At 29.9% G+C, this 24,436-nt stretch carries 28 protein-coding genes; 2 read left to right on the top strand and 26 right to left on the bottom strand.

Annotated elements, in window-relative coordinates; translation table 11 throughout:
* Nucleotides 1–14: 14 nt before the first annotated feature.
* The 11 genes from B3B03_RS13370 to B3B03_RS13320 all read right to left on the bottom strand — a co-directional run bounded on the left by B3B03_RS13370 (nucleotide 15) and on the right by B3B03_RS13320 (nucleotide 8,588).
* Nucleotides 15–662: a permease prefix domain 1-containing protein gene (locus B3B03_RS13370; RefSeq protein ID WP_346877570.1), complete on the bottom strand. Its 648-nt coding sequence runs from the start codon at nucleotides 660–662 to the stop codon at nucleotides 15–17.
* On the bottom strand, nucleotides 652–990 hold the full coding sequence (locus B3B03_RS13365) for a PadR family transcriptional regulator (RefSeq protein WP_346877734.1): 339 nt from the start codon (nucleotides 988–990) through the stop codon (nucleotides 652–654). The genes B3B03_RS13370 and B3B03_RS13365 overlap by 11 nt, the downstream gene beginning before the upstream one ends.
* Before the next feature lie 327 nt (nucleotides 991–1,317).
* Entirely contained in the window at nucleotides 1,318–1,584 is a 267-nt protein-coding gene (locus B3B03_RS13360; RefSeq protein ID WP_346847002.1) for a hypothetical protein, read from the bottom strand.
* Between the two features lie 23 nt (nucleotides 1,585–1,607).
* Nucleotides 1,608–2,999 carry a F0F1 ATP synthase subunit beta gene (gene atpD / locus B3B03_RS13355; protein WP_346847001.1) on the bottom strand — a complete coding sequence of 464 codons (1,392 nt, stop codon included), beginning with the start codon at nucleotides 2,997–2,999 and terminating at the stop codon, nucleotides 1,608–1,610.
* Between the two features lie 92 nt (nucleotides 3,000–3,091).
* Complete coding sequence (gene atpG, locus B3B03_RS13350; RefSeq protein WP_346847000.1) at nucleotides 3,092–3,955, bottom strand: ATP synthase F1 subunit gamma; 864 nt, start codon at nucleotides 3,953–3,955, stop codon at nucleotides 3,092–3,094.
* A gap of 32 nt (nucleotides 3,956–3,987) precedes the next feature.
* Complete coding sequence (gene atpA / locus B3B03_RS13345; RefSeq protein ID WP_346846999.1) at nucleotides 3,988–5,502, bottom strand: F0F1 ATP synthase subunit alpha; 1,515 nt, start codon at nucleotides 5,500–5,502, stop codon at nucleotides 3,988–3,990.
* 38 nt (nucleotides 5,503–5,540) lie between these two features.
* Entirely contained in the window at nucleotides 5,541–6,584 is a 1,044-nt protein-coding gene (locus B3B03_RS13340; protein WP_346846998.1) for a F0F1 ATP synthase subunit delta, read from the bottom strand.
* A 2-nt stretch (nucleotides 6,585–6,586) separates the two neighbouring features.
* Nucleotides 6,587–7,066 (bottom strand): F0F1 ATP synthase subunit B, encoded by a 480-nt coding sequence (locus B3B03_RS13335; protein WP_035135392.1) that lies wholly within the window; start codon nucleotides 7,064–7,066, stop codon nucleotides 6,587–6,589.
* A 130-nt stretch (nucleotides 7,067–7,196) separates the two neighbouring features.
* On the bottom strand, nucleotides 7,197–7,445 hold the full coding sequence (gene atpE / locus B3B03_RS13330) for an ATP synthase F0 subunit C (protein ID WP_035135390.1): 249 nt from the start codon (nucleotides 7,443–7,445) through the stop codon (nucleotides 7,197–7,199).
* Nucleotides 7,446–7,528: 83 nt separating this feature from the next.
* Nucleotides 7,529–8,209, bottom strand: coding sequence for a F0F1 ATP synthase subunit A (locus B3B03_RS13325; protein WP_035135388.1), 681 nt, complete (start codon nucleotides 8,207–8,209; stop codon nucleotides 7,529–7,531).
* Nucleotides 8,210–8,213: 4 nt separating this feature from the next.
* Nucleotides 8,214–8,588: an ATP synthase subunit I gene (locus B3B03_RS13320; protein ID WP_035135386.1), complete on the bottom strand. Its 375-nt coding sequence runs from the start codon at nucleotides 8,586–8,588 to the stop codon at nucleotides 8,214–8,216.
* Between the two features lie 822 nt (nucleotides 8,589–9,410).
* Between B3B03_RS13320 and B3B03_RS13315 the strand changes: the two genes are divergently transcribed.
* Entirely contained in the window at nucleotides 9,411–9,959 is a 549-nt protein-coding gene (locus B3B03_RS13315; protein ID WP_035135384.1) for an NADH peroxidase, read from the top strand.
* Between the two features lie 171 nt (nucleotides 9,960–10,130).
* Here B3B03_RS13315 and upp read toward each other — a convergent pair whose 3' ends face one another.
* The 9 genes from upp to B3B03_RS13270 all read right to left on the bottom strand — a co-directional run bounded on the left by upp (nucleotide 10,131) and on the right by B3B03_RS13270 (nucleotide 17,351).
* On the bottom strand, nucleotides 10,131–10,760 hold the full coding sequence (gene upp, locus B3B03_RS13310; RefSeq protein ID WP_035135383.1) for a uracil phosphoribosyltransferase: 630 nt from the start codon (nucleotides 10,758–10,760) through the stop codon (nucleotides 10,131–10,133).
* Between the two features lie 20 nt (nucleotides 10,761–10,780).
* Nucleotides 10,781–11,230, bottom strand: a complete 450-nt coding sequence (gene rpiB / locus B3B03_RS13305; RefSeq protein ID WP_346877569.1) for a ribose 5-phosphate isomerase B — start codon at nucleotides 11,228–11,230, stop codon at nucleotides 10,781–10,783.
* 14 nt (nucleotides 11,231–11,244) lie between these two features.
* Nucleotides 11,245–12,294, bottom strand: a complete 1,050-nt coding sequence (locus B3B03_RS13300) for an L-threonylcarbamoyladenylate synthase (protein ID WP_346846997.1) — start codon at nucleotides 12,292–12,294, stop codon at nucleotides 11,245–11,247.
* Nucleotides 12,295–12,322: 28 nt separating this feature from the next.
* Entirely contained in the window at nucleotides 12,323–13,069 is a 747-nt protein-coding gene (locus B3B03_RS13295) for a ZIP family metal transporter (RefSeq protein ID WP_346846996.1), read from the bottom strand.
* A gap of 45 nt (nucleotides 13,070–13,114) precedes the next feature.
* Nucleotides 13,115–13,699, bottom strand: coding sequence for a hypothetical protein (locus B3B03_RS13290; RefSeq protein WP_150846296.1), 585 nt, complete (start codon nucleotides 13,697–13,699; stop codon nucleotides 13,115–13,117).
* A 32-nt stretch (nucleotides 13,700–13,731) separates the two neighbouring features.
* Nucleotides 13,732–14,808: a peptide chain release factor 1 gene (prfA, locus tag B3B03_RS13285; RefSeq protein ID WP_035135375.1), complete on the bottom strand. Its 1,077-nt coding sequence runs from the start codon at nucleotides 14,806–14,808 to the stop codon at nucleotides 13,732–13,734.
* 74 nt (nucleotides 14,809–14,882) lie between these two features.
* A complete protein-coding gene (gene prmC / locus B3B03_RS13280; protein ID WP_346877568.1) occupies nucleotides 14,883–15,734 on the bottom strand; it encodes a peptide chain release factor N(5)-glutamine methyltransferase in 852 nt (283 codons plus the stop codon).
* A 22-nt stretch (nucleotides 15,735–15,756) separates the two neighbouring features.
* Nucleotides 15,757–16,668, bottom strand: a complete 912-nt coding sequence (locus tag B3B03_RS13275) for a DUF1385 domain-containing protein (RefSeq protein ID WP_346877567.1) — start codon at nucleotides 16,666–16,668, stop codon at nucleotides 15,757–15,759.
* An 83-nt stretch (nucleotides 16,669–16,751) separates the two neighbouring features.
* Complete coding sequence (locus B3B03_RS13270; protein ID WP_035135373.1) at nucleotides 16,752–17,351, bottom strand: thymidine kinase; 600 nt, start codon at nucleotides 17,349–17,351, stop codon at nucleotides 16,752–16,754.
* Between the two features lie 229 nt (nucleotides 17,352–17,580).
* Here B3B03_RS13270 and rpmE point away from each other — a divergent pair, with 229 nt between their 5' ends.
* Nucleotides 17,581–17,790 carry a 50S ribosomal protein L31 gene (gene rpmE / locus B3B03_RS13265; protein WP_035135372.1) on the top strand — a complete coding sequence of 70 codons (210 nt, stop codon included), beginning with the start codon at nucleotides 17,581–17,583 and terminating at the stop codon, nucleotides 17,788–17,790.
* A 95-nt stretch (nucleotides 17,791–17,885) separates the two neighbouring features.
* Here the strand turns inward: rpmE and rho are convergent, their stop codons facing one another.
* The 6 genes from rho to spoIIR form a co-directional block, all read right to left on the bottom strand.
* Complete coding sequence (gene rho, locus B3B03_RS13260) at nucleotides 17,886–19,391, bottom strand: transcription termination factor Rho (RefSeq protein WP_346846993.1); 1,506 nt, start codon at nucleotides 19,389–19,391, stop codon at nucleotides 17,886–17,888.
* Between the two features lie 383 nt (nucleotides 19,392–19,774).
* Entirely contained in the window at nucleotides 19,775–20,713 is a 939-nt protein-coding gene (locus B3B03_RS13255; RefSeq protein WP_346846992.1) for a sigma-54 interaction domain-containing protein, read from the bottom strand.
* Between the two features lie 75 nt (nucleotides 20,714–20,788).
* Nucleotides 20,789–21,205, bottom strand: a complete 417-nt coding sequence (locus tag B3B03_RS13250) for a DUF1934 domain-containing protein (RefSeq protein WP_346846991.1) — start codon at nucleotides 21,203–21,205, stop codon at nucleotides 20,789–20,791.
* 86 nt (nucleotides 21,206–21,291) lie between these two features.
* Nucleotides 21,292–22,272 carry a tRNA 4-thiouridine(8) synthase ThiI gene (locus tag B3B03_RS13245; RefSeq protein ID WP_346846990.1) on the bottom strand — a complete coding sequence of 327 codons (981 nt, stop codon included), beginning with the start codon at nucleotides 22,270–22,272 and terminating at the stop codon, nucleotides 21,292–21,294.
* A 180-nt stretch (nucleotides 22,273–22,452) separates the two neighbouring features.
* Complete coding sequence (locus B3B03_RS13240) at nucleotides 22,453–23,475, bottom strand: D-alanine--D-alanine ligase family protein (protein ID WP_346846989.1); 1,023 nt, start codon at nucleotides 23,473–23,475, stop codon at nucleotides 22,453–22,455.
* A 120-nt stretch (nucleotides 23,476–23,595) separates the two neighbouring features.
* Nucleotides 23,596–24,327, bottom strand: a complete 732-nt coding sequence (gene spoIIR, locus B3B03_RS13235) for a stage II sporulation protein R (RefSeq protein ID WP_346846988.1) — start codon at nucleotides 24,325–24,327, stop codon at nucleotides 23,596–23,598.
* Nucleotides 24,328–24,436 lie beyond the last annotated feature (109 nt).

Genomic DNA, 24,436 nt, shown 5'->3' with positions numbered 1-24,436 from the left:
CACACATCCTAATTTTATTTAAATTTAAAAACCTTTTTACTATATACAGTAAAATATAAAATCATATCTAAAAATAACGCTATATAAAAACTTTTTTCTACTCTAAAAACATTGACTATCCCTTTAGAAGCCATAACCCATAACATACTAATAAAAATATTTAAGATATTTATAACAATAGCTTGAATCTTAAACTTAAAGGTTCGACTTGTAAAAATAAAATTCATAAATGTCCATATAAAAAATATGATAGTTCCTATTATGAATACTATAAAACTAAATTTAGACATGATTCTAAGGTTATAATGTGATATATCTATAATGCCTATAATCTTTAGTCGCACAAGCAATTGAATAATTATATATATAATCATACATACATAACTAGATTTAAGGATAAATAAATATTTAGTATTATTAAATATACCTGATATTCCTTCCTCAAAGTCAGAATTATTCCCTATATTATTTTTAGCTATTTCAAAAGCCTTCTCCTCAGATTTACCTGATTCTACTAAATCACTAACTTCAGTTATAATGTAACTTTTTAATTCTTCCTTTAATTCTTTAACTTCTAATGTATCTTCAAAAGCTGAACTAAAGAGCTTTCTTAAGTATCTATTTATTTTCCTCTTTAACTTAATACTTAGATTATTCACCATTAACTGCCCCCTCTCTAAACTTTAAAATAAGCTCTGTTATCTTATTAAAATCTCCATTCAATTTATTAAGTTGAACTTCACCTTCTTTTGTAATTAAATAATGCCTTCTTTTAATTCCATTATCTCCTTCTATTACTTTAGATGTGATAAAATTTTGTTTTTCTAATCTTTTTAAAGCTATATATAAAGTTCCTGTTTGAAGTTCAAAATTATCTTCAGCAGCTATATTAACTAGTTTCATTATGTTATATCCATAAATATAATCATTACCTTTAATAATAGATAAAATTAAAATGTCTATAAACCCTTTTAATAACTCTTTATCCATTTCCAATAACACCCCTCCTTTTACTTAATATGTATAATATTATTATATGTAGTAATACTATATATAGCAATACTATTCTCAAAATATTTTTATTATTTTGAATTATTGTTGAATTTTATTCCAAGGTAATTTAAAGGAGCACATTAAATGATTTTCATATCATTTAATGTGCTCCTTTTAGTTTGTCCGATGACTACCAGCTCTAATACTCCCATCTTCTTCAAAGTGGCAGTAAAGAGCTGCTACGTCCCTGGATAACGAGTTCTAAGCTTCGAAGAAGCTAAGAACTCTGTTTATATAAATATTTGAAATATATGGTACCGAAATTTATTCTACCCATTGTGCTATAGTACAGAGAATACTAACATTATTTTTCCTTACCTTTAGGACTCCGTCAGAAGTATTAACTTTGTACTTCTTTCCATCTACATCTTCAAAGGTTGTTATTGTTGGTACAAGTCCTGCAATTATAGCAGAATGATCTGGAAGAATTCCTAGTCTGCCTTCTGTAGTTTCACAGTTTAAAGAGACTGCATCTCCTTTAAAAAACTCACTCTCTGGAGTAATTATTATAAGCTTAAAGACCTTTTTCATATTTTATCACATCCAAAATAATATTAACCCAAAGTCTTAGCTTTCTCTATAACATCATCTATTGTTCCTGCAAATAAGAATGCTGACTCTGGTAAATGATCATGTTTACCTTCTAATATTTCCTTGAATCCTCTTATTGTTTCTTTTATAGGAACATATCTACCTTTTAAACCAGTGAATTGCTCTCCTACTGTAAAAGGTTGAGATAAAAATCTTTGAACTCTTCTTGCTCTATTAACAAGAATTTTATCTTCATCTGATAATTCATCTACACCTAATATAGCTATAATATCTTGAAGTTCTTTATACCTTTCAAGAATGTACTTTACTTGAGTAGATATTTCATAATGTTCCTCACCAACAATTCTAGGATCTAGTACTCTTGAGCTTGATTCTAATGGATCAACCGCAGGATATATTCCAAGCTCTACTATAGCTCTAGATAGAACTGTAGTTGCATCAAGATGGCTAAATGTTGTTGCTGGTGCTGGGTCAGTAAGGTCATCAGCAGGAACATATACTGCTTGAACAGAAGTAATTGATCCACTGTTAGTAGATGTTATACGTTCTTGTAATGCCCCCATCTCTGTTGCTAGGGTTGGTTGGTATCCTACAGCACTTGGTATTCTACCTAATAATGCAGAAACCTCTGAACCTGCCTGAGTAAATCTAAATATATTATCTATAAATAATAATACATCTTGACCTTTATCTCTGAAGTATTCAGACATAGTAAGTCCTGTAAGTGCAACTCTCATTCTAGCTCCTGGTGACTCATTCATTTGTCCAAATACTAAAGCTGTCTTATTTATAACCCCTGAATCTAGCATCTCATTGTATAAGTCATTGCCTTCTCTTGTACGCTCTCCTACACCAGTGAATACTGATAATCCACCATGTTCTCTAGCTATATTGTTGATTAATTCTTGTATAAGTACAGTTTTACCAACTCCTGCACCACCAAAAAGTCCTATCTTTCCACCCTTTTGATATGGTGCTATTAAATCTATAACCTTTATGCCAGTTTCAAACATTTCTGGTTCCACAGATTGCTCAGCAAAGCTTGGAGCTGGTCTATGAATTGTATAATAATTATTAGTATCAAGAGGACCTTTTCCATCTTTAGTTTGACCTAATACATTGAACAATCTTCCAAGTACCTGTTCTCCTACAGGCACTTCAATAGGTCTTCCTGTATCTATAGCCTTAACTCCACGTTTAAGTCCTTCTGTTGATTCCATAGATATAGTTCTAACTATATCATCACCTATATGTTGTTCAACCTCAGCAACAATAACTCTACCATCCATCTTAATTTGGATTGCATTATAAATGTTAGGCAATGAGTCTGTGTCAAATTTTATATCTATTACTGGTCCAATAATTTGAACTACTTTACCAATACGTTGTGCCATATTAATTCGCTACATCTAACTATATTAATATATAAGTTAAATATAACTCCTCCTATCTATACTTTTTATATAGGTTACTATATAATGGCTTATTAACTTTGTGCTTGAGCTCCACCAATAATTTCTGAAATCTCTTGAGTGATAGCCCCTTGTCTAACCCTATTATATTTTAACCTTAAAGAAGCTATTAATTCATCTGCATTTTGAGTCGCACTATTCATTGTCTCCATTCTATTTCCCTGTTCTGAAGCCTTAGAATTTATCATTGCATTAAGTATCATTGCATTACAATAGGATGGTACTATTGACTCTATAAGCTCTTCTTTGTTTCCTTCTATATCAAATTCATCTTCACCAATATGGTCTTCTTCGCTTTCTTCAAAAGTAAGAGGCAATAATCTACACTCTTTTGGTTCTTTTACTATTGGATTTTTAAACCAAGTATAAAGTATACTTACTTCTCCTACTTTTTCTTCACTAAACATATTGAAGCTATACTCAAAGATACTCTTAGCTTCAGTAGCTGTAGGCACATCAGAGATAGTTTGATTATATTTATCTAATGTCTTAATCCTATGTCTCTTAGCTAAGCTTTTACCTTTTTCACCAATAACTGCTATTAAATAATCCTCTTCATGGCCTTTAGTTATCCCTTTAAGCTTATCTATAACATTATTATTATAGGCACCGCACATTCCCATATCTGAAGTTATAACAATGATTAATTTCTTTTTACTTCCATTGGATTGCATATATCTATTTTCTTTTGGCAGTGATGGAATTACTTCATTCATAACTTCTCTATAGCTTTTAAAATACGTGTCATTTGTATATAAGGATACCCTTACCTTTTTTAGTTTAGATGTTGCTACTAAGGCCATAGCCTTAGTAAGCTTTTTTGTATTCTCTATAGATTTTATTCTCTTTTTTAAAATAACTAATCCTGCAACGCCCATATTTTCACCTCCTAAAAATTTAGGTGATATCTCTAAATTTCAGTTAAAAATACTTTTTTAAATTCAGTTATGGCCATATTAAGTCTTTCTTTTATTTCTGAATCTAATTCTTGTTTTTCTTTTATAGAACTTGGGATGTCTCTATAATGAGTACCTATATATTCTAAAAATTCCTTTTCAAAGGCTTTAACCTTATGAACTGGAATATCGCTTAAGAAATCATTCACTCCGCAATATATTATTATTACTTGCTTTTCTACATCCATAGGAGCATATTGTCCTTGCTTTAATATTTCTATAAGTCTTTTACCCTTTTCAAGTCTCTTAACAGTTTCCTTATCTAAATCTGATCCAAATTGAGTAAAGTTCACAAGTTCTCTATATTGAGCAAGTTCTATTCTAAGGGTTGATGATACTTGTTTCATAGCTTTAATTTGCGCATTTCCTCCAACCCTAGATACTGATATACCTGCATTTACCGCTGGTCTTTGACCTGCATGGAACAAGTCAGATTCTAAGAAAATTTGACCATCTGTTATAGATATTACATTTGTAGGAATATATGCTGTAACATCTCCTGCTAAAGTTTCTATTATTGGAAGAGCAGTTAATGATCCTCCTCCTAAGTCATCAGAAAGTTTTGAAGCTCTTTCTAAAAGTCTTGAGTGAAGATAGAATACATCTCCTGGATAAGCTTCTCTTCCTGGTGGTCTACGAAGTAATAATGACATAGTTCTATAAGCAACAGCGTGCTTAGACAAATCATCATATACTATAAGTGCATCTCCACCTTTATACATAAAATATTCAGCCATTGAACATCCTGAGAAAGGTGCTAAATATTGAAGAGATGCAGATTGTGATGCCGTTGCAGCTACAACTATTGTATAGTCCATAGCCCCCTCAGCCTTTAGTGTATTAACTATATTAGCAACAGTTGACTGCTTTTGACCTATAGCTACATAAACACAAGTTACATTTTTACCCCTTTGATTTATGATAGCATCTATTGCTAATGCACTTTTTCCAGTCTGTCTGTCTCCTACAATTAACTCTCTTTGACCTTTTCCAATTGGAATCATAGAGTCTATAGCCTTTATACCTGTTTGCATAGGACTTTTTACTGATTGTCTCTCTATAACTCCCGGAGCTTCTACTTCTACAGCTCTATATTCTGAAGTTACTATCATTCCGTTACCATCGATAGGATTTCCTAGAGAATCTACAACTCTTCCTACAAGAGCTTCACCAACAGGTACTTCTACTACTCTACCCGTTCTTTTTACTATATCGCCTTCTCTGATACCTTCTTCAGAACCTAATAATACGCATCCAACATTGTCTTGCTCTAAGTTAAGGGCAATTCCGTATACGTTATTAGGAAATTCTAATAGCTCTCCTTCTAAACAATTATCTAATCCATATATTCTAGCTATACCATCTCCAATTTGGATTATGGTTCCAGAATCTATAGTGTTAATGTGACTTTCATATCTATCTAATTCTCTTTTTATAATAGATGTTATCTCACCTGGTTTAATATGCATGATTCCACCTCTATTCTCACCACGATTTAAAGCCTGTATTACATGTCATCTCTAACATATCTAAGCTTACTTTTTACTGTTCCATCAGTAATATCATTTCCTATTTTAACTAATACTCCACCAACTATACTCTCATCTATTTCTTCATGGATTACTATTTTTCTACTATAGAACTTCTCAAGTCCTTTAGTTAACTTAATTCTCTCTTCATCAGTTAGTGGAATTACAGTCCTAACTGTGGCATTAAGAATTTTACCTTTTTCATCTAAATCTATAATACACTCTTGAGATTTAGCCTTACCAATCTTACATTTTTCACTATTAACTATCTCATCAATTGTAGCTTTAGTAGTTATATCTTCACCTATAATAACTTTGATATCATCTTTGTAAGACTCATCTACTATATTATTTATGACAATTTCTCTACTATAGAAATCCATTAACCAACCTCTTAATTTTTTTGTTTCTTCTTCATTTAGAGGTTTATTTGTTATAATATCTGCTAATAATTCTTTATTAAGCTCACTAAAGTTATATCTACCTACGTTACCTTCTGATATATTCTTAAGATCCATAAGTTTAGTCTTAATAGTTCCATCTATGGTTTCATCTCCTACAGAGATTAACATTCCACCTAATAGAGATTTATCTATTTCTTCCTCTATTATTACTGTCTTTTCATAACGTTTTTCTAACTTACTTTTAATAGTTTCTCGTTCATTATGATTTAATGGAATTACAGACTTAATTTTAGCTACAACGGTATTATTATTTTTAAGGTATACTAATCTAAACTGATTATACTTTTCCCTCAGATAAAGTATCCTTCCTTTGTCAATAAGTAATAGTAAAAAACTTAAAAGTTCATCCTCTATCTTACCCTTAAATAATTCCTCAAATATTCTCTTTTTATTGTGCTTATTAATTTGAGGATTTCTGATAATCTTTATAAGTCCTTCATTATTATCCATTTCCTCAACTACTTCACCTAGTTCTTCCAAAACAGTTTCTATATTACCTGCTTCTTTACACATTTCATAAAGAGCTAGAGCATACCGCCTATCTAAAAATTCATACATTTTTAAATACCTACCTTAGCTATAAATTTATCAATTAACTCTCTGTGACTTTCTTCATTGATTTCTTTCTCTAAAGTTTTCTCAGCAAGTTTCATGGATAAATCAATAATTTCTTGCTTAATTTCTTTACTAGCTTTTTCTCTTTCTCTTTTTATTTCTTTAGTAGCTCGTTCTTTTATGTTAGCTACTTCTCTTTGTGAGTCTTCAACTATCTCAGCATATACTTTATCAGCTTTTTGCTTATAACTCTCTACTAATTTCAAGCCATCATTTCTATATCTTTTAACATCTTCATCATACTTTTGTTTTAATAACTTCGCTCTTTCTTCTTCATCCCTAGCCTTTTTGAAAGCACTTTCCACTTCTTCTTTTCTAGTATTGATAACTGCTAAAGTCTTATTAAACACAAATTTTCTTAGTATTAAATAAAATATAAAGAAATTGATGGTTGATGGTACTATAATACTCCAATCAATATTCATAAGCTACGTTCCACATCATCCTCTTAATTTAATCACAAATATATACTACACTACCTACTATATCTTCTTCAAAATGTAACTAATTAAGATATGGAACTACACCCTCCTTCTCAATATTTTTACTAAGATATTAACCTTTTACTCCGAATAATATTAATAATAATCCAAGTAAAAATCCATATATAGCTGTTGCCTCTGATAAAGCTCCCCCTACTATTAAAGCACTCATAATTTTACTACTAGCCTCTGGTTGTTTTGCTATACTCTCTACTGCTTTACCAGTAGCATTTCCTGTTCCTAATCCTCCACCAATAACTGCAAGTGCTGCTATACCTGCTCCTAATGCTGACATTCCTGCTATAAAAGCTGCTGAATCCATTTATAATTCCTCCTCAAAAATAAATATTTTTTATATTTATAGTAATTTACTATTAATAATTTTTATTTAGTTAAATTTAGTTTTTAATGTTCTGCTGTAATCTTAATATTAATCATTGTTAACATTACAAAAATAATCATTTGTATGGTTCCATCAAATATATCAAAATAGAAATGGAACGGTATAGGTAATCCTATTGCTGCAATAAAATTTAATCCTGTAAGAGCTCCGTATAGAAGTTCCATAATCATTGTTGCTGCAAAGATATTTCCAAAAAGTCTTAGACTTAATGATATTGGAAGCATAATCCTCTCCATTATATTTATTGGTAACAATAATGGAACAGGAGATGCATATCCTTTAAAGTAACCCCAAAGACCTAACTTTTTAATAGTATGCCCTTGAATTACAAAAAAAGTAGTAAGTGCAATTCCTAAGCTTACACTAAAATCTGATGTAGGAGGCTTTATTCCAAATAACCCTACCATATTTAATAAAAATAAATAAATTCCTAAGGATCCTATGTAAGGAATAAAAGGACTTGAACCTGGTCCCATGTTATCTTTAACTACATTAGATAAAAATTCTATTCCAACTTCTACAATACTTTGTACCTTACCTGGAACTTTTTTAACCTTTCTACTATATAGAATGGATAAAACCAATGCTAATGCAATAAATACCCATTGTATAAAAACACTTGACATAACTTCATATTTATATCCAAAGATATTAATTGCAAACAAAGGTGCCATTTCTTCCATAACATCATACTCCTTTCTGGCTCTTCAAGCTAAAACCATAACATAATATAGCTAATAGCTGAGCCGTATATCCTGCAATAAAAATAAAAAAGCTCACCTCACTTTTCTTAATTATAGCGAGAGATATTCCACAAACAAGCCCTATTCTAACTATATAGGATAAAAGTATTAATAAACCTTTAAATCTCTTATCCTTCATAATAATCATTTCAGTTGTCAGTGAGTTAATAATAAAATTCACAAAACTACAAATTATCCCCAATAAAAAAAACCAGGATATCCAGTTAAAGAATAACATTAAAATTAATGAAACTATAATTCCTATAATAGAATCAAATAAGCCAACAAGCTTAATAACCTCTGAGCACTCTTTATTCATTGGATTGGACCACCTCGCTTTTGCATATATGATATTATACATCTAGGTTCAAATCTTCTAAAACCTAAATTTTCACCAAATTAGGTCAAATTAGTTCTAAAGAAGTAAATAATCAATAATAGTACAAGTTCTCTCTGCTTTGCTACATTTTTTGAGGTTTTACAATAAAAGGATTATTCCAAAAAACTTTTATTCATTTGTCTGTTAAAACTGAAAATTTACAATAAGTAGTCAAAAGAATTTAAAATATCAATTATTTTCTGAATTAAAAGATTTCTTACCAAAATGTTCCCTAATAAACTCTAATAAATCAATTTAAACCTCTACATTACACTTTATATATAAAAAAGTATATAATTGTATATTCATTGTATGCAATTTTTTATGCATTGCATTTATTAGAAAAACGGATGCTCCGTTTAATTTTACTTAATATTGATTAAATATTTACTAACTTATTCAAAATTCTAACTAATGAGGGCTACTCTCCTCTATAGAAACATTGTTTTTTGGCTTATTGCTTTATTTTTATCCCTTTAAGGTTATTTTTATTGTATCATATCGGTGCTATTTCTATACTAAACTAAATTATAAATATTTGAACTTTATATTAAAATACAGAATATTATATAATCTTAACCTTATTAAGTAATATAATAAAGTTATATTATTTTTTTATTACCTAAAAAAAATAATAAAAAATAATAATTTTCTCTTGATAATTATTATTTAATAGTATATAATAAGTTCATAAGATAAATACATCGAGAAAATCTAAAAACAAAAATTATTATAATATGAAGATTTAAGGAGGAAATATTTATGAAAAAATTTGTATGTACAGTATGTGGTTATATTCACGAGGGAGATTCAGCTCCAGAGTTTTGTCCAGTATGTAAGGCAGGTGCTGATAAATTTGTAGAAAAATCAGAAGGCAACCTAGCTTGGGCTGATGAGCACAGAATAGGAATTGCAGCAGAAGTTGATCAAGAAGTAATCGAAGGATTAAGAGCTAACTTTACTGGAGAATGTACAGAAGTTGGAATGTACTTAGCAATGAGTCGTCAAGCAGATAGAGAAGGATATCCTGAAGTAGCTGAAGCTTATAAGAGAATAGCATTTGAAGAAGCTGAACACGCAGCTAAATTTGCTGAATTATTAGGAGAAGTAGTTGTAGCAGATACAAAAACTAATTTACAAATGAGAGTTGATGCTGAGCATGGTGCTTGCCAAGGTAAAAAAGACCTTGCTACATTAGCTAAAAAATTAAACCTAGATGCAATTCACGATACAGTTCATGAAATGTGCAAAGATGAAGCTAGACACGGTGCTGCTTTCAACGGTTTATTACAAAGATATTTTGGTAAATAACTCCCATTCCCCCAATTTGATAAAATTTACCTAAATAATATATGGAGCTCTAGTATTAACTAGGGCTCCTTTTTGTATGCAATCTAATATGTTAATATTATTTTTATTAGAAAAATACCCTGATTAGAAATCTAAATCTAATCAGGGCAATATTACAATTGTAATAATATACTACTTAGTTCCGAATAAACGATCTCCAGCATCACCTAATCCTGGAACAATATATCCATGTTCATTTAATTTCTCATCTATTGAAGCTAAATATATATCTACATCTGGATGTGCTTCCATAACAGCTTTTATTCCTTCAGGAGCTCCAACAAGACACATAAGTCTTATATTTTTAGCCCCTCTTTTCTTAAGAGCATTTATTGCATCTATAGCTGAACCTCCAGTTGCAAGCATTGGGTCAGTTACTATAATATCTCTATCTTCTATATCTTGAGGTAACTTACAGAAGTATTCTACTGGCATTAAAGTTTCTTCATCTCTATACATACCTATATGTCCAACTTTAGCTGCAGGTATAAGCTTAAGCATTCCATCAACCATTCCAAGTCCAGCTCTTAATATAGGTACTATTGCCATTTTCTTTCCTGCAAGAACTTTACACTTTGTAATTCCTATAGGAGTTTCAATTTCTACTTCTTCTAGTTGCATATCTCTAGTAACCTCATAAGCCATAAGCATAGCAACCTCTTCTACTAATTCTCTAAAGTCCTTAGACCCCGTATTTATATCTCTCATGAATGCTAATTTATGTAGTATTAATGGATGGTCTATTTGTGTAACTTTACTCATATGTTCTTATCCTCCTAAAATTATTTATTATATTTTTTTTCTATCTCCATTATCTTGTTAACCCTATTCTCGTGTCTTCCACCTTCAAAGGTTGATCCAAGAAATGCATCAACTATATCTAAAGCAAGTCCGGTTCCTACAACTCTTTCTCCCATTGCTAATATATTGGCATTATTATGTTCTCTAGTAGCATGTGCACTAAAAGTATCACTGCATAGCGCCGCTCTTATTCCTGGTATTTTATTAGCTGATATACTTATTCCAATTCCTGTACCGCATATTAAAATTCCATAATCATATTCTTTAGCAACTACTGCTTCAGACACTTTTTCAGCAAAATCTGGATAGTCACAAGAATCTTCTGTATATGTACCATAATCCCTAACTTCTATATTCTTTTTTTCTAAATGTTTAATTACTTCTTTTTTTAATCTTAAACCACCATGATCACTACCTATTGCTATTTTCATATTTATCCCTCCAATTATACTTTTAATATGTTAAAGCCAGCACTTTTTTTTAGTCTATTCATTACTGCAGTACCTACTCCACTCTCTTCAAATGCTTCACAAAGAATTATATCAATGTCTATACTATCAAAACTTCTTAAAACTCTAAATAAATTTTTACCTATATCTTCTATATCACATCTTGCTCCAATAGAAATAACAGTTCCTTTATTATATAAAGATTTTGTTTCATCAGTTGCAATAATTCCAACTTTTTTACCTTGTTTAATATAATTTAATACTATTTCATTAATTTTTGCAACAACTTTATCTATATCACCGTCTACTATCTTCACAGGAGCCTTCGGTGCATAATGTCTATATTTCATTCCTGGTGCCTTAGGCTTAAAATCTTCTGTAGGCTTTGATAATACAGATGGATCTATATAAACCTTATTATCTATTTCCCTTAACATCTCTAAGGTTATAGCGCCTGGTCTTAAAATACATATAGGTGAAACTGTACAATCTACTATAGTTGATTCTACACCTACAATACTATTTTCTCCTCCTAATATATAGTCTACCTTTCCCTCTAAATCTTCAACACAACTTTCCATGTCTGTAGGACTAGGTCTACCGGATATATTAGCTGAAGGTGCTGCTATAGGTACTCCAGCGGCTTTTATTAAACCTATAGCGATATTATTTTGTGGCATTCTAATTCCCACAGTAGGCAACTTTGCACTAGTAACCTGTGGAACTAGTTCAGTCTTCTCAAGTATTATGGTTATTGGTCCTGGCCAAAACTTTTTTATTATTTCTCTTGCTACAATTGGTACATTTTTAACATAGGGCTCTATATTATAATCCCCTACATGAATAATCAGAGGATTATCTTGTGGCCTACCCTTTGCCATAAAAATTTTAGCTACTGCTTCACTATCTAACGCATTAGCACCTAATCCATATACGGTTTCCGTAGGGAAGGCTACAAGGCCACCATCTTTTATAACTTTTCCTGCTTCTTTTATCACACTTTCATCTGGAGTCTTCTCACTTAACATCACAACTTTTGTTTTCATACCTATTAACACCCACTTCAATAATCCATTAAAATAAATTTATCATTACAAACCCAAATATAATTCCAAATATAATCCACATTGCATTTGTATAACTACTATGCAATTCATTGCTTTCCGGAAGCATTTGCCCAAAAGCTACATAAAGCATAATTCCACTGGCAAAGGCAATACTATAGCCTAAAAATGCAGATGATATAGAATTAATTAACATACCTATCCAGGCTCCTATAACAGTTGGAAATGCTACTAAAAAACTATACCATAAAATTTTAAATGGTTTCTTTCCAGCAGCTATTAACGGTGTTGCCATGGCAATTCCTTCTGGGATATCATGAATTGATATTAATATACTCATCTTTATACCTAATCCCGAACCCTTAACAAATCCAAAACCCATTATAATGCCTTCTGGAAAGTTGTGCATCATTAACCCTAAAGCCATTAATATTGCAACTTTTGTATGATTTATCATATTTGGATTTCTATCATTACTGTGGCTACTTACTTTAATTAAACAATCTATAAAATATATAACTATTACTCCAATAATTATAACTATGAGAGTTCTAATAAAGCCAATCTTATCAATTGATTCTGGTATAAGTTCTAAGAAAATTATTGATATAATTATTCCTGTAGCAACTGCCAATAAAACTCCTAATAACTTGTCAGTAGGATTTTTTAAGGATACTCCAATTAATGCACCAACCATAGTTCCTATTAGAGATACTATAGCAGAAAAAACTCCTATTATAAATATAGTACTATTCATAATTTCTCCTTGAAAATTATTATTAGTAAAATATATTTATAAACTCTATATTTTATTCTGTTTTCTATATTCTTTTATATTAGCTATAGCATCCTCAGTAAATACAGCAGTTACACAATACTTAAAAAGTAAATCTAATAGCATATATTTCTTTACTCCACCTCGTTTTACTACAAAGTAATAATAGTCATCATCCTTAGGCATCTTTACTTTAACATAATATTTCCCTATACCACTGAATCTCTCTAGCACTTTATTCGTAACCAATCTCAATCTTTTATTTCTAAACTTAGACTTTGTTATTATCAATATATCAAAGTACTTTTCTTGAGGTATTGTATGAATAATTGCTACTTTACTATAGTGAATTTTATATTTTATTCTACCACCTAAAATAGATATCAGTATTTTATCTTCATATAATTGAAACTTTAAATATTCTTCATTGTATCTCATTAGTACAGAAAATAATATTAAACTTTCAATAACACAAAGATATATAATAAAAAATATATTTATTTGTTTAGCTATAAGCAACACTATAGGCAATATTATAAAAATAAAGCCCATAGATAGCATAAACCTTTTGTAAGATTTTCTTTGCTTCTTTAGGACTTTATCTATATCCATTAAGTAATCCTCCACCTTACAAACTTTAATACCTAAATACCATTTCCCATTGCCTTCATTTTTTCGGCTTGGTCAGCAGTTATTAACCCATCTAACATCTCATCTATATCTCCATCTAGGAAAGCTTCAAGTTTATAAAGAGTTAATCCTATTCTGTGATCTGAAACCCTTCCTTGAGGATAGTTATAGGTTCTAATTCTTTCACTTCTATCTCCAGTTCCAACTTGACTCTTTCTATCATCTGCAATTCCTTTAGCTCTTTCTGCTTCTGCTGCTTCATATAGTCTAGCTCTTAATATTTTCATAGCCTTTTCCTTGTTTTTAAGCTGGGATTTTTCATCTTGGCATGAAACTACAAGTCCTGTTGGTAAATGAGTCATTCTTACTGCTGAATCTGTTGTATTAACGCACTGTCCACCATTTCCTGAAGCTCTAAATACGTCTATTTTTATATCATTCATATTTATGTCGATATCTACGTCTTCAACTTCTGGAAGTACTGCAACAGTGGCTGTAGATGTATGGATTCTACCACTTGATTCCGTGTCAGGTACCCTTTGAACTCTATGCACTCCACTTTCATATTTCAGTTTACTATAAGCCTTATCACCTTTAACCATGAATACTACTTCTTTAAATCCACCGATATCAGTTTCATTAGCACTCATTATTTCTACTTTCCATCTGTTACGCTCTGCATATCTTGTATACATTCTAAATAAATTGGCTGCAAATAAAGCTGCTTCATCTCCGCCAGCTCCACCTCTAATTTCTATAAATACGTTTTTATCATCATTAGGGTCTTTAGGTAATAATAATATTCTTATTTCTTCCTTAGACTTCTCGCATTGTTCCGTTAATGCCTTTATATCTTCTTGAATCATCTCTCTCATTTCTCTATCTGATTCTTCATTTAGCATTTCTTTATTTTCAGCTAATGCATTTTCAGCATCTCTGTATTCTCTATACCTTCCTACTATTATCTCTAATTCTGCATGCTCTTTACAAAGTTTTTGCCACTCCTTTTGATTAGCCATAATACTAGGATCACTAATCATATTTGATAATTCATCATATTTGTTTTCTAAAAAACCTAATCTCTCTAACATATATTAACACTCTCCGTAATTTAATCATAAATCTTAATTTTTTACATCATTACATTATATCATAAAAATATTATTTATGGTAACTTTCCTATGACAACTCGATGATTTCCACCCAAATCCCTTAAACTATATATATCACTAAATCCTTCAGTTTTCATGATAGATTTTACTTCCATTTCCTGATCATGTCCTATTTCAAAACATAAATATCCATCAGAGGAAAGTACCTCTTTTCCTTCTTTGCATATCCTTCTATAGAAATCAAGTCCATCTTGTCCTCCCGAAAGAGCTAGGTGAGGTTCAAAGTCTTTAACATCTTCCATAAGGGTAGGAATTACTTTCTCCTTAATATATGGTGGATTTGACACTATCATATTAAATTTCAAACCTTCTTTTATAGGTAATTGAAATAAATCACTTTTATTTACATTGGTCTTTTCTCCTAAATATAAATTTGAAATATTTTTTTTAGTTACATTTAATGCTATATCACTTACGTCATATAACCATACTTTGCTATTTTTTACATAATGGCCTATGGAAATTCCAATAGCTCCACTTCCACAGCACATATCACATATTAAACTTATATTATTTTTCTTTATTATAGAAATACACTCTTCTACTAAAATCTCTGTATCTGGTCTTGGTATCAACACTCCCTCTTCTACGAAAAAGTTAATACCCATAAACTCAACTTGCCCTAGAATATATGCCATAGGCTTTTTGCAACTTCTTAAATTTATAAGTTTAAAAAACTCTTGCTCTTTATCTAAAGTTAATACTTCTGACCTGTTCATAATTATATACAACTTTTCTACATTTAAAACCCTACATAATAGAAGCTGTGCATCTATTATGTATGATTCAATATCACTACTCTTTAATATATCATATGCCTTTATTAACGCTTCATTTATATTCATATTGTTCCTCATTCACTATAATTCATTCTAACCCCTCTGCAGCTTTTAATGAAGTTATTGCAACTTCAAGCATAGATTCATCAGGTTCTTGTGTTGTTATCTTTTGCAAAAGTAACCCTGGCCATGCAATAATTTTTGATATTTTACTATCACTCTTTCCTAGCCATTTTATAACCTCATAAGTTACTCCAGATACCACTGGTAGTAATAATACTCTAGAAATCACTCTCTGACCTATAGATTGCCATCCCGTGAAGGAAAATATAATTATACTAATAACCATAACTAAGAATAAAAAATTAGTTCCACACCTTGGATGGAGTCTTCCAAACTTCTTAGCATTTTCTGGTGTTAAATTTATACCACTTTCATAGCAAAATATAGTTTTATGCTCAGCTCCATGATATTGATATACTCTTTTTATGTCTTCTAGTTTTCCAACAATAAATATATAGCTTATAAATATTATAACTCTTATTATTCCTTCTATAATATTTAAAACTACCACATTAGATGTTATTGTTTTTTTTACCAAACTAGTTAATGCCGTTGGTAAAATAAAAAAGAGTAGTATAGAAAAAGCTAGGGAAAGAACTAATGATATACCCATTAGTACACTATTTCCTTTCTCCTTAAAAACTTTATCAAACCATTTATCAAATTTGGATTCTGACTCTTCCTCATCATCCTCAAAGAAGGAAGCTGAATACTCTAAGCTTTTTATACCTATAATTAATGATTCTATAAGAGATATAAATCCTCTAATTATAGGAAATCCAAAAAATTTATTTTTCTTAGTCAAGCTTTCACTTGATTCTTTTTTAACTTCAATACTACCATTAGGAAGCCTTACAGCAGTTGCAAGCCCCTTAGATCCCCTCATCATTACACCCTCTATAACTGCCTGTCCCCCGACCGTTGTCTTCTTTTCCATTTTAACACCTGCCTTCTATTTCTTATTTCTTATTTCTAACTTCATAATATTATCTTAATATAAGCATCCTATTATTTTAGTTGTTATCTGCTATTTGCTGCTTCCTCTTCATACTTAATATAACATTCTGCACAAAGAGACTCGTACTCTACATTATCTTCATTATCAATGGCAACTTGATTACCTTCAAAAACAAATTTACCATTAATCTTTCTTCCATTTAATATAGCTTTCTTACCACATTTACAAATTGTTTTTAGCTCCTCTAAACTATGAGCTACTAGTAAAAGTCTTTCACTACCTTCAAAGCCCTCCATCTGAAAATCTGTTCTTAAACCATAGCATATTACTGGAATATTTAATTTAACAGCTATCATAAACATTTCATCAACTTGAGCTTTTGTAAAAAACTGAACTTCATCTGCTAGTATGCAGTGAATTTGTCCATTTTTCTTTATATAATCTTCTACAGTAGTAAAAATATTCTCTCCTTTAGAAAAACTTAAATCTACTTCTTTTGTAACTCCAAGCCTAGATACAATTTTATTTCCTCCCTTTGTATCAGTCTTGGGTTTAATTATTATTACTTTCATTCCTCTTTCTTCATAATTATAAGCTACTTGAAGAAGATTTGTAGACTTTCCACAATTCATTGCTCCATATCTAAAATATAGTTTACTCATAGTAATATTCCTCCAAAGTCCATCAATTAATCACATAATATTATTTTAGTAGAAAAAACTCCATTAATCAAATTAATATTATAAGTACATTTTCAAAAATAAATATTTTTATATACACTAATACTATATAATACAATTAATAATCATATTGACCTTATTTTATCTCTATGTTATAATCTAATAGTTGATAATACGGGTATGTATGTTATATCGAAAGAGGTGAAATGAAATGCAAGAAGGAATACATCCAAACTATAACGACGAAGCTGTTGTTAAGTGTGCTTGTGGTAATACTTTTGTAACAGGTTCTGTTAAATCAGAATTAAAAGTTGATATTTGTTCAAAATGTCATCCATTCTTTACTGGTAAGCAAAAGAATGTAGACGTTGGTGGAAGAGTTGACAAGTTTATGAAAAAATTCAACCTTAAAAGCGAATAATCATATATATTTTTATGTAGGAGAAGAATACTTCTCCTATTTTTTTATGTCCAAAAGCCATAGGTATAAACTCTACCTATGGCTTTTCATATAATCTATTTTAATATGTCTTGGTTTTTAGATACAATTTCAAAAAATTCTTCATTATTGTTAGTTTTTGATAAAATTCCTATAAGTTTTTCAGTAACAGCTTGAGGGTTCCCTGTCTTATACATAATCTTTCTTATGTTATAACTAACTTCAAGCTGTGATTTTGTAAGAAGCAAATCCTCTCTACGAGTTCCTGACTTATAAATATCTATAGCTGGGAAGATTCTACGTTCTTGTAGCTGTCTATCAAGGTGTACTTCCATGTTACCAGTACCCTTAAACTCTTCAAAAATCATATCATCCATCCTACTTCCAGTCTCAACCAAAGCTGTAGCAAGAATAGTTAAACTTCCGCCTTCCTCAACATTTCTAGCTGCACCAAAAAACTTTTTAGGCATAAGTAAAGCTCCTGTATCTAATCCACCTGATAGAGTTCTACCCGTTCTAGTTATTGTTAAGTTGTAAGCTCTAGCTAATCTTGTTAAACTATCTAAAAGAATTATTACATCTTGTCCTTGTTCTACCATCCTTTTTGCTCTTTCAAGTACCATATAAGCTACCTTCGCATGATGTTCTGGCTCTTCATCAAAGGTTGAGTAAATTACATCTCCCTTAATAGATCTTTGCATGTCTGTAACCTCTTCTGGTCTTTCGTCGATAAGAAGTACTATAACTTTAACTTCTGGATGATTAACTGCTATACTATGAGCAATTTTCTTTAAGATAGAAGTCTTTCCCGCTTTAGGTGGAGCAACTATTACACCTCTTTGACCTTTCCCTATAGGTGATAATATGTCCATTAATCTAGTTGATAAATCTTTAGAATCTTCAGTTTCTAATTTCAATCTCTCTGTAGGATATATAGGAGTTAGTCTCTCAAAAGATGTTCTCCCAACAGCTCTCTCTGGATTTTCACCATTTATTTTTGTTACTTGTAGAAGAGCTTGATACTTTTCTCCTTCTTTAGAGCTTCTTACTTTACCTTCTACTTCATCACCATTCTTAAGATTAAATCTTCTAACTTGGGATATTGAAACATATATATCGTTATTTCCACTTAAATAGTTATTCATTCTAAGTAATCCAAAATTAGCATTGTCACTTAATTCGAATATTCCTTTTGATGTTTCTGATTCACTTATTAAACTCTTTAATCTTTCACGCTTTTCTTCTATACTATCAACCTTTTCTTCCACTACAGTTTCCTTTGATTCTTCAATGTCCAAACCTTTACTAATAACTTCATCTTTACTATTATCTTCTTCTACATCTTTCTTAGTAAGTTTCTCCTTAAGAATTATACCTTCTTTTTTTATTTGAGCAGGTTGTATTTTTTCATCATCCTTATGGGAATCTTCTTCATTTTTAATCTCAACAGATTTTAAAGATACTCTTTCAATTTCTTCAATTAATTCATTCTTTTTAAACTTAGTAATATTTTTTATTCCTAATTCCTTTGCAATACTCTTTAATTCTATAACACTCATGCTATGTAAATTTTCACTATTCAAAGGATCACCTCCTAATTGTATATTTCATTTAAATGTAACTTTGGAAAATAATATTTATATGATTAATATAATTCGATATTATTTATAAATGATAGAAGTTTGAAGCTTTCTTTTAAAATGTATTAAAATTTTGTATTGTTTATTTTATTTGTTTAATCTATTCATATAATTATATATAACTAAACTTGCTGTAGTATAGATTTTACTATATAAGTATACACTATATTTTCAAAAAATCTATTACCAACTAAAATATTTATTGTTATATCAATAAATATTTTACTTTAAATTGAAAAATCTAAGAACTCTGTTTATTATTTTAACCAAATATTTCTATACATATACAGAACTAAGCTATTTAAATAATCTATAATAATTTAAAACTACTTATCCTTATCTATCAAATCCATTATATTATACTTAGTTATTTTATATTGAAGTGTTTGCCTTGGTATATTAAGAAATTTACTTGCTTTACTTACATTATTACTATGAATAATTAAAGCTTCCTTTATATATTTAATTTCCATATTCACAAGTTTATCTTTAAGGGACAAACTTTCAATAATATTTCCTAATTGCAAATCAGATATTTCAATAATTCCATGCCTTTTATAATTTAAAGCACCTTCGATTATATGTTCTAATTCTCTCACATTTCCATCATAGTCTTTTTTCATTAAAATTTCTAATGCATAACTATCTATTCCATTAACATTAGTACCTAATCTTTTATTATGCTTTTCTATAAACATTGATACAAGTATAGGTATGTCTTCTTTTCTAGAATTTAATTCAGGCATGTTAATTCTTATAACATTAAGTCTATAGTATAAATCTTTTCTTAATTTATTGCTCTTAACTAAAAAATCAGGATTCTCATTTACTGATGCTATTATTCTTATATCTGTTTTTCTAGTGTTAGTCTCACCGATTCTTCTAAATTCTCCTTCTTGAAGAACCCTTAAGAACTTTCCTTGAAACATTATATCCATAGAATTTAACTCATCTAAATACAAAGTACCACCATTGGCTATATCAAATAACCCTTCTGACTCTATAGCTCCAGTAAAACCACCTTTTCCTACTCCAAAAAAAATACTCTCTAATAAATTGTCTGGAATTGCAGCACAGTTCTGTGCTATAAAGGGCTTTTTTCTTCTTATTGAACTATTATGTATAGCTTGTACTATCAATTCTTTGCCTGTGCCAGTATCACCATAAACGAAAATTGGAGATTTTGAATTACATACCTTCATAGCTAATTCTTTAACATTTCTTATTTCTTTACTATTCCCAATTATATCTTCAAAGCTATACAAAATTCACAACTCCTTTAATAATAGAAGCTATGCATTATATAATTATGCATAGCTTCTAAGTAAAACATTTTTGTACTATTTAACATTTATGGTAGCTACAAGCTTAGTATTAATAATTTGGTCTTTGGCTATTATTACATCATAGTCAACTTTTACTTTTCCACCAGCTTCATTAATATCTATGTTTACATCATTAGTTTTAATTTTAATAGATAATCCACCATGAGGAGTATTATAAAGAATAGACGAACTACTCCCATTTTTAAACTCCATATTAGTATTTACATCCCCTTCTCTTATAAGATTAAAATAATTTTCACCTATTCTAAAAGTAGTTAACGTATCCCCTAACCCCGAAAGTTCTGTTTCTTCATACGTAGCAACATACTCATCATCTTCTTTGAAAAATGATCCTGGACTAACAATTTCAATGCATTCATCCTCATCATTATTCTGTATACTACTTACTCTAATTATAGCATCCTTATCCATAATATTTACCTCTATTCTTCCTAAGAATCTTATTTAAAATATATTTAAACTCTAAGGCTATTTTATTTACTCTTCTAAAAACTTTTCTATATAAGATAAGAATTTATTTCCTCATCAGTTGCACAAGTCTCTTCTACAATCCTGTGATCCTTACTTCCAAACTCTGAATATCTAACAGTGACCTTTGGTTCATCTTTACCTTTACTATATCTTATAGCAATCTTAGCTGCAATAGATATTACTTCTTCTGTAGCTTCACCTATAATTACTATCATAGAACCATTAAAGTCCTGAACTAATAGTATTGTATCACCTTCCTTAAGAAGACTTTTTATCATTTCTCCTTCTTCTTGAGTTCTTGTAGATATAACCTTAGCCTTAGGTGTAACTCTAAAATGACGACCTATTCTAAGTAATTCAAGCTCTCTTTCCTCTGGATTTTGGTTATGAGATAAAAGTTCTTTTAACCTAACAGAATAATTTGGCTCTGTTAATTTGCATCCTCCTGCTGGTGATGGATATTCCTTTATACCCCACTTATCAGCAAGCTCCATTTGAATCTTTCTTCCTCTACCTTGAATATTTAAAAGTCTTTCCCTATCTACAAGGCCATTCTCTTCCATCTCTGTAGGTTTAAGATTTTTAGCACAAAGAGGACGAAGAATTTTGCTTCCTATTCCACTTTCATTCTTAACTTTATCTAATGCACTTCTATTTTGAGACATAGGTCTTTGATTTAAAACCTCTCCAGTTATAATAAAATCTGCATCTAATTTTTCTAAGAGTTGTCCACAGTACTTCATCATCATAGCATGACAATCAATACAAGGATTCATATTTTTCCCATATCCGTTTTTAGGATTTTTAACCATCTTAAAATGTTCTTCCTTAAAATCTACTACTTCTAAAGGAATATCTATCTGTTTTACCATTCTTCTTGCATTTTCTTCGTTAAAAAAATAAGATTTAAAGCATATTCCAATAACCTCAATTCCTTGATCTTTAATTAACTTTGCTGCAAGAATACTATCTAAACCGCCTGAAACCATAGCTAATGCTCTTGTCATTTTTTTCTTCACCTAACTCTCTTAGTTTCTTTATCTTGTATCTTTTACTCTAATCTATAGTATATTAATCTCTTTATATCACATTAACTTATAGAAATATTAAAAATAACACATATAATAATATTACTATTTTCTTTTATTACTAGCAACTTGAAAGTAATGGTTAGTAAATTTTACTTACTAACCTCTTTCAACTGCCAATTCAATTAATCTATCTATAAGATTACTATAGGATAACCCTGTAGCTTCCCACATTTTAGGGTACATGCTTATACTTGTGAAGCCTGGTATAGTGTTTACTTCATTTAAATATATTTCTCCACTTTCCTTATCTACTAAAAAGTCCACTCTAGCCATGCCTGCACAATCTAATTTCTTATAAATTTTAAGGGATAAACTTCTTATAGTAGCCATCTCTTCATCATTTAAATTAGCTGGAATTAAAAGTTTAGATTCTGCATTAGAATACTTAGCTTCATAATCATAAAATTCCTTAGCTGGAATTATCTCTCCTGGAACTGAAGCTTTAGGGTCATCATTTCCAAGTACAGAAACTTCTATTTCCCTAGCATTTAATCCTTCCTCCACAAGAATCTTTCTATCATGTTTTAAAGCTTCTATTAATCCATTTTCAAGACTTTCTCTATCATGAGCTTTGGTTATTCCTACCGAAGAACCACTGTTAGCTGGTTTTACAAAACAAGGATATCCTAGCTTATGTTCAATTTTATTTATAAATTTCTCACTATCATTTCCATAATCAAAGGCATTTACCACTACATAGTCTGCTTGTTTTATACCTTCATGTTCTAAAAGATATTTCGTATAAACCTTATCCATACATACAGCTGAACTCATAACTGAAGGACCTACACATGGTAATTTCATAAGTTTACATAGCCCTTGAATAGTACCATCCTCACCATACATACCATGAAGTACAGGAAAAACTACGTCTACCTCTTTATTTAGTAATAATTTAATTCCATCTTCAACTTGATTTTTATAGTCTTCTTCCCATTTTCCATTTCCTATATTCTCTATATCACCTTTATAAAGAAACCATTTTCCCTCTTTGGTTATACCTACTGGAAATATACTATATTTTTCTTTATCTATATGATTTAGAACAGATGTTGCCGATACCCTAGACACCTCATGTTCTGTTGATTGTCCTCCAAATAGTATCGCTACCTTCTTCATATTTATCACTCCTAACAATAATTTTATCCTTGGTACAATCTATTCACTGTAAAATTAAATAGTGAACATAAATAAATTATACTCCTTATATTTTATATATGTTCACTACCATATTCAATATTATTTAAACAGATTTTTCAATATATCTTCTATTTTAAATTTTATTACTATATTATCATCTTCCGTATTATCCGCTAAAGCATCACTTACTTCTTTAATCTCTTCTATTTTTTCACTACTAACATTTTCTGAATTAGTGTTATCCACCATATTGAATTCTTCATCATCTAAAACTTTTTTCATTTCCTCTTCAGTCTCTTCATAGGCAACTTCACCTTTTGTTATATCTACAAAACATATAGGAGGAAACATAACACACCACCAATTTTGGCCTTCACCAGTTCCAATTATTATTCTATATGCTTCATATTCTCCTTGAGGCAAAGTAATATTACCATAGGTTTTAACAGGAAAGTTCTCTTTATCTAGGGTAGATTCTACAGAATAGTCATAACCATTTTCTTTTATAACTTCTCTAGCTATCTCAAGAACTTTTTCGTTTTCCCTATTTAAAATCTCTCTTGATTCTTCTATATTCTTACTGTCTTTTAAAAGTGGTTGTACATATTCTAAAACTTTATCTCTAACTTTAAGCTTTAGATTTTGATCTTTCTCACTATCACTATTAGCAATAACGTGAAACCTAATTAACTTTCCTGATATATCATCTATTGAAACATTATTAGACATCTTATTTTCAGAAATAAAATTAGCTGCTTCAACTCCCTGTACCTTAACTAAAAGTATAACTATAAAAAATATGGTAACAACTATAGATATAATTTTTTTCATTGTTTCTTCCTCCTAAAACTTAAAATCATATCTTAATTGTTACCACATGGACAAGTTATATTCACTTTTAATAATATTTTTATTAATATTTTAGAACATCATACTTTTA

Source organism: Clostridium sp. UBA5712, assembly GCF_002419845.1.
In the GTDB taxonomy this organism is placed as follows: domain Bacteria; phylum Bacillota; class Clostridia; order Clostridiales; family Clostridiaceae; genus Clostridium_J; species Clostridium_J sulfidigenes.
Note: the sequence above shows the minus strand (reverse complement) of the source record. Positions and strands in the feature narration are given on the sequence as shown.

Excerpts from the sequence above, each read along its gene's own strand:
- B3B03_RS13370 (WP_346877570.1), bottom strand. The coding sequence starts at position 662 with ATGGTGAATAATCTAAGTATTAAGTTAAAGAGGAAAATAAATAGATAC.
- B3B03_RS13365 (WP_346877734.1), bottom strand. The coding sequence starts at position 990 with ATGGATAAAGAGTTATTAAAAGGGTTTATAGACATTTTAATTTTATCT.
- B3B03_RS13360 (WP_346847002.1), bottom strand. The coding sequence starts at position 1,584 with ATGAAAAAGGTCTTTAAGCTTATAATAATTACTCCAGAGAGTGAGTTT.
- atpD (WP_346847001.1), bottom strand. The coding sequence starts at position 2,999 with ATGGCACAACGTATTGGTAAAGTAGTTCAAATTATTGGACCAGTAATA.
- atpG (WP_346847000.1), bottom strand. The coding sequence starts at position 3,955 with ATGGGCGTTGCAGGATTAGTTATTTTAAAAAAGAGAATAAAATCTATA.
- atpA (WP_346846999.1), bottom strand. The coding sequence starts at position 5,502 with ATGCATATTAAACCAGGTGAGATAACATCTATTATAAAAAGAGAATTA.
- B3B03_RS13340 (WP_346846998.1), bottom strand. The coding sequence starts at position 6,584 with ATGTATGAATTTTTAGATAGGCGGTATGCTCTAGCTCTTTATGAAATG.
- B3B03_RS13335 (WP_035135392.1), bottom strand. The coding sequence starts at position 7,066 with ATGAATATTGATTGGAGTATTATAGTACCATCAACCATCAATTTCTTT.
- atpE (WP_035135390.1), bottom strand. The coding sequence starts at position 7,445 with ATGGATTCAGCAGCTTTTATAGCAGGAATGTCAGCATTAGGAGCAGGT.
- B3B03_RS13325 (WP_035135388.1), bottom strand. The coding sequence starts at position 8,209 with ATGGAAGAAATGGCACCTTTGTTTGCAATTAATATCTTTGGATATAAA.
- B3B03_RS13320 (WP_035135386.1), bottom strand. The coding sequence starts at position 8,588 with ATGAATAAAGAGTGCTCAGAGGTTATTAAGCTTGTTGGCTTATTTGAT.
- B3B03_RS13315 (WP_035135384.1), top strand. The coding sequence starts at position 9,411 with ATGAAAAAATTTGTATGTACAGTATGTGGTTATATTCACGAGGGAGAT.
- upp (WP_035135383.1), bottom strand. The coding sequence starts at position 10,760 with ATGAGTAAAGTTACACAAATAGACCATCCATTAATACTACATAAATTA.
- rpiB (WP_346877569.1), bottom strand. The coding sequence starts at position 11,230 with ATGAAAATAGCAATAGGTAGTGATCATGGTGGTTTAAGATTAAAAAAA.
- B3B03_RS13300 (WP_346846997.1), bottom strand. The coding sequence starts at position 12,294 with ATGAAAACAAAAGTTGTGATGTTAAGTGAGAAGACTCCAGATGAAAGT.
- B3B03_RS13295 (WP_346846996.1), bottom strand. The coding sequence starts at position 13,069 with ATGAATAGTACTATATTTATAATAGGAGTTTTTTCTGCTATAGTATCT.
- B3B03_RS13290 (WP_150846296.1), bottom strand. The coding sequence starts at position 13,699 with ATGGATATAGATAAAGTCCTAAAGAAGCAAAGAAAATCTTACAAAAGG.
- prfA (WP_035135375.1), bottom strand. The coding sequence starts at position 14,808 with ATGTTAGAGAGATTAGGTTTTTTAGAAAACAAATATGATGAATTATCA.
- prmC (WP_346877568.1), bottom strand. The coding sequence starts at position 15,734 with ATGAATATAAATGAAGCGTTAATAAAGGCATATGATATATTAAAGAGT.
- B3B03_RS13275 (WP_346877567.1), bottom strand. The coding sequence starts at position 16,668 with ATGGAAAAGAAGACAACGGTCGGGGGACAGGCAGTTATAGAGGGTGTA.
- B3B03_RS13270 (WP_035135373.1), bottom strand. The coding sequence starts at position 17,351 with ATGAGTAAACTATATTTTAGATATGGAGCAATGAATTGTGGAAAGTCT.
- rpmE (WP_035135372.1), top strand. The coding sequence starts at position 17,581 with ATGCAAGAAGGAATACATCCAAACTATAACGACGAAGCTGTTGTTAAG.
- B3B03_RS13250 (WP_346846991.1), bottom strand. The coding sequence starts at position 21,205 with ATGGATAAGGATGCTATAATTAGAGTAAGTAGTATACAGAATAATGAT.
- B3B03_RS13245 (WP_346846990.1), bottom strand. The coding sequence starts at position 22,272 with ATGACAAGAGCATTAGCTATGGTTTCAGGCGGTTTAGATAGTATTCTT.
- B3B03_RS13240 (WP_346846989.1), bottom strand. The coding sequence starts at position 23,475 with ATGAAGAAGGTAGCGATACTATTTGGAGGACAATCAACAGAACATGAG.
- spoIIR (WP_346846988.1), bottom strand. The coding sequence starts at position 24,327 with ATGAAAAAAATTATATCTATAGTTGTTACCATATTTTTTATAGTTATA.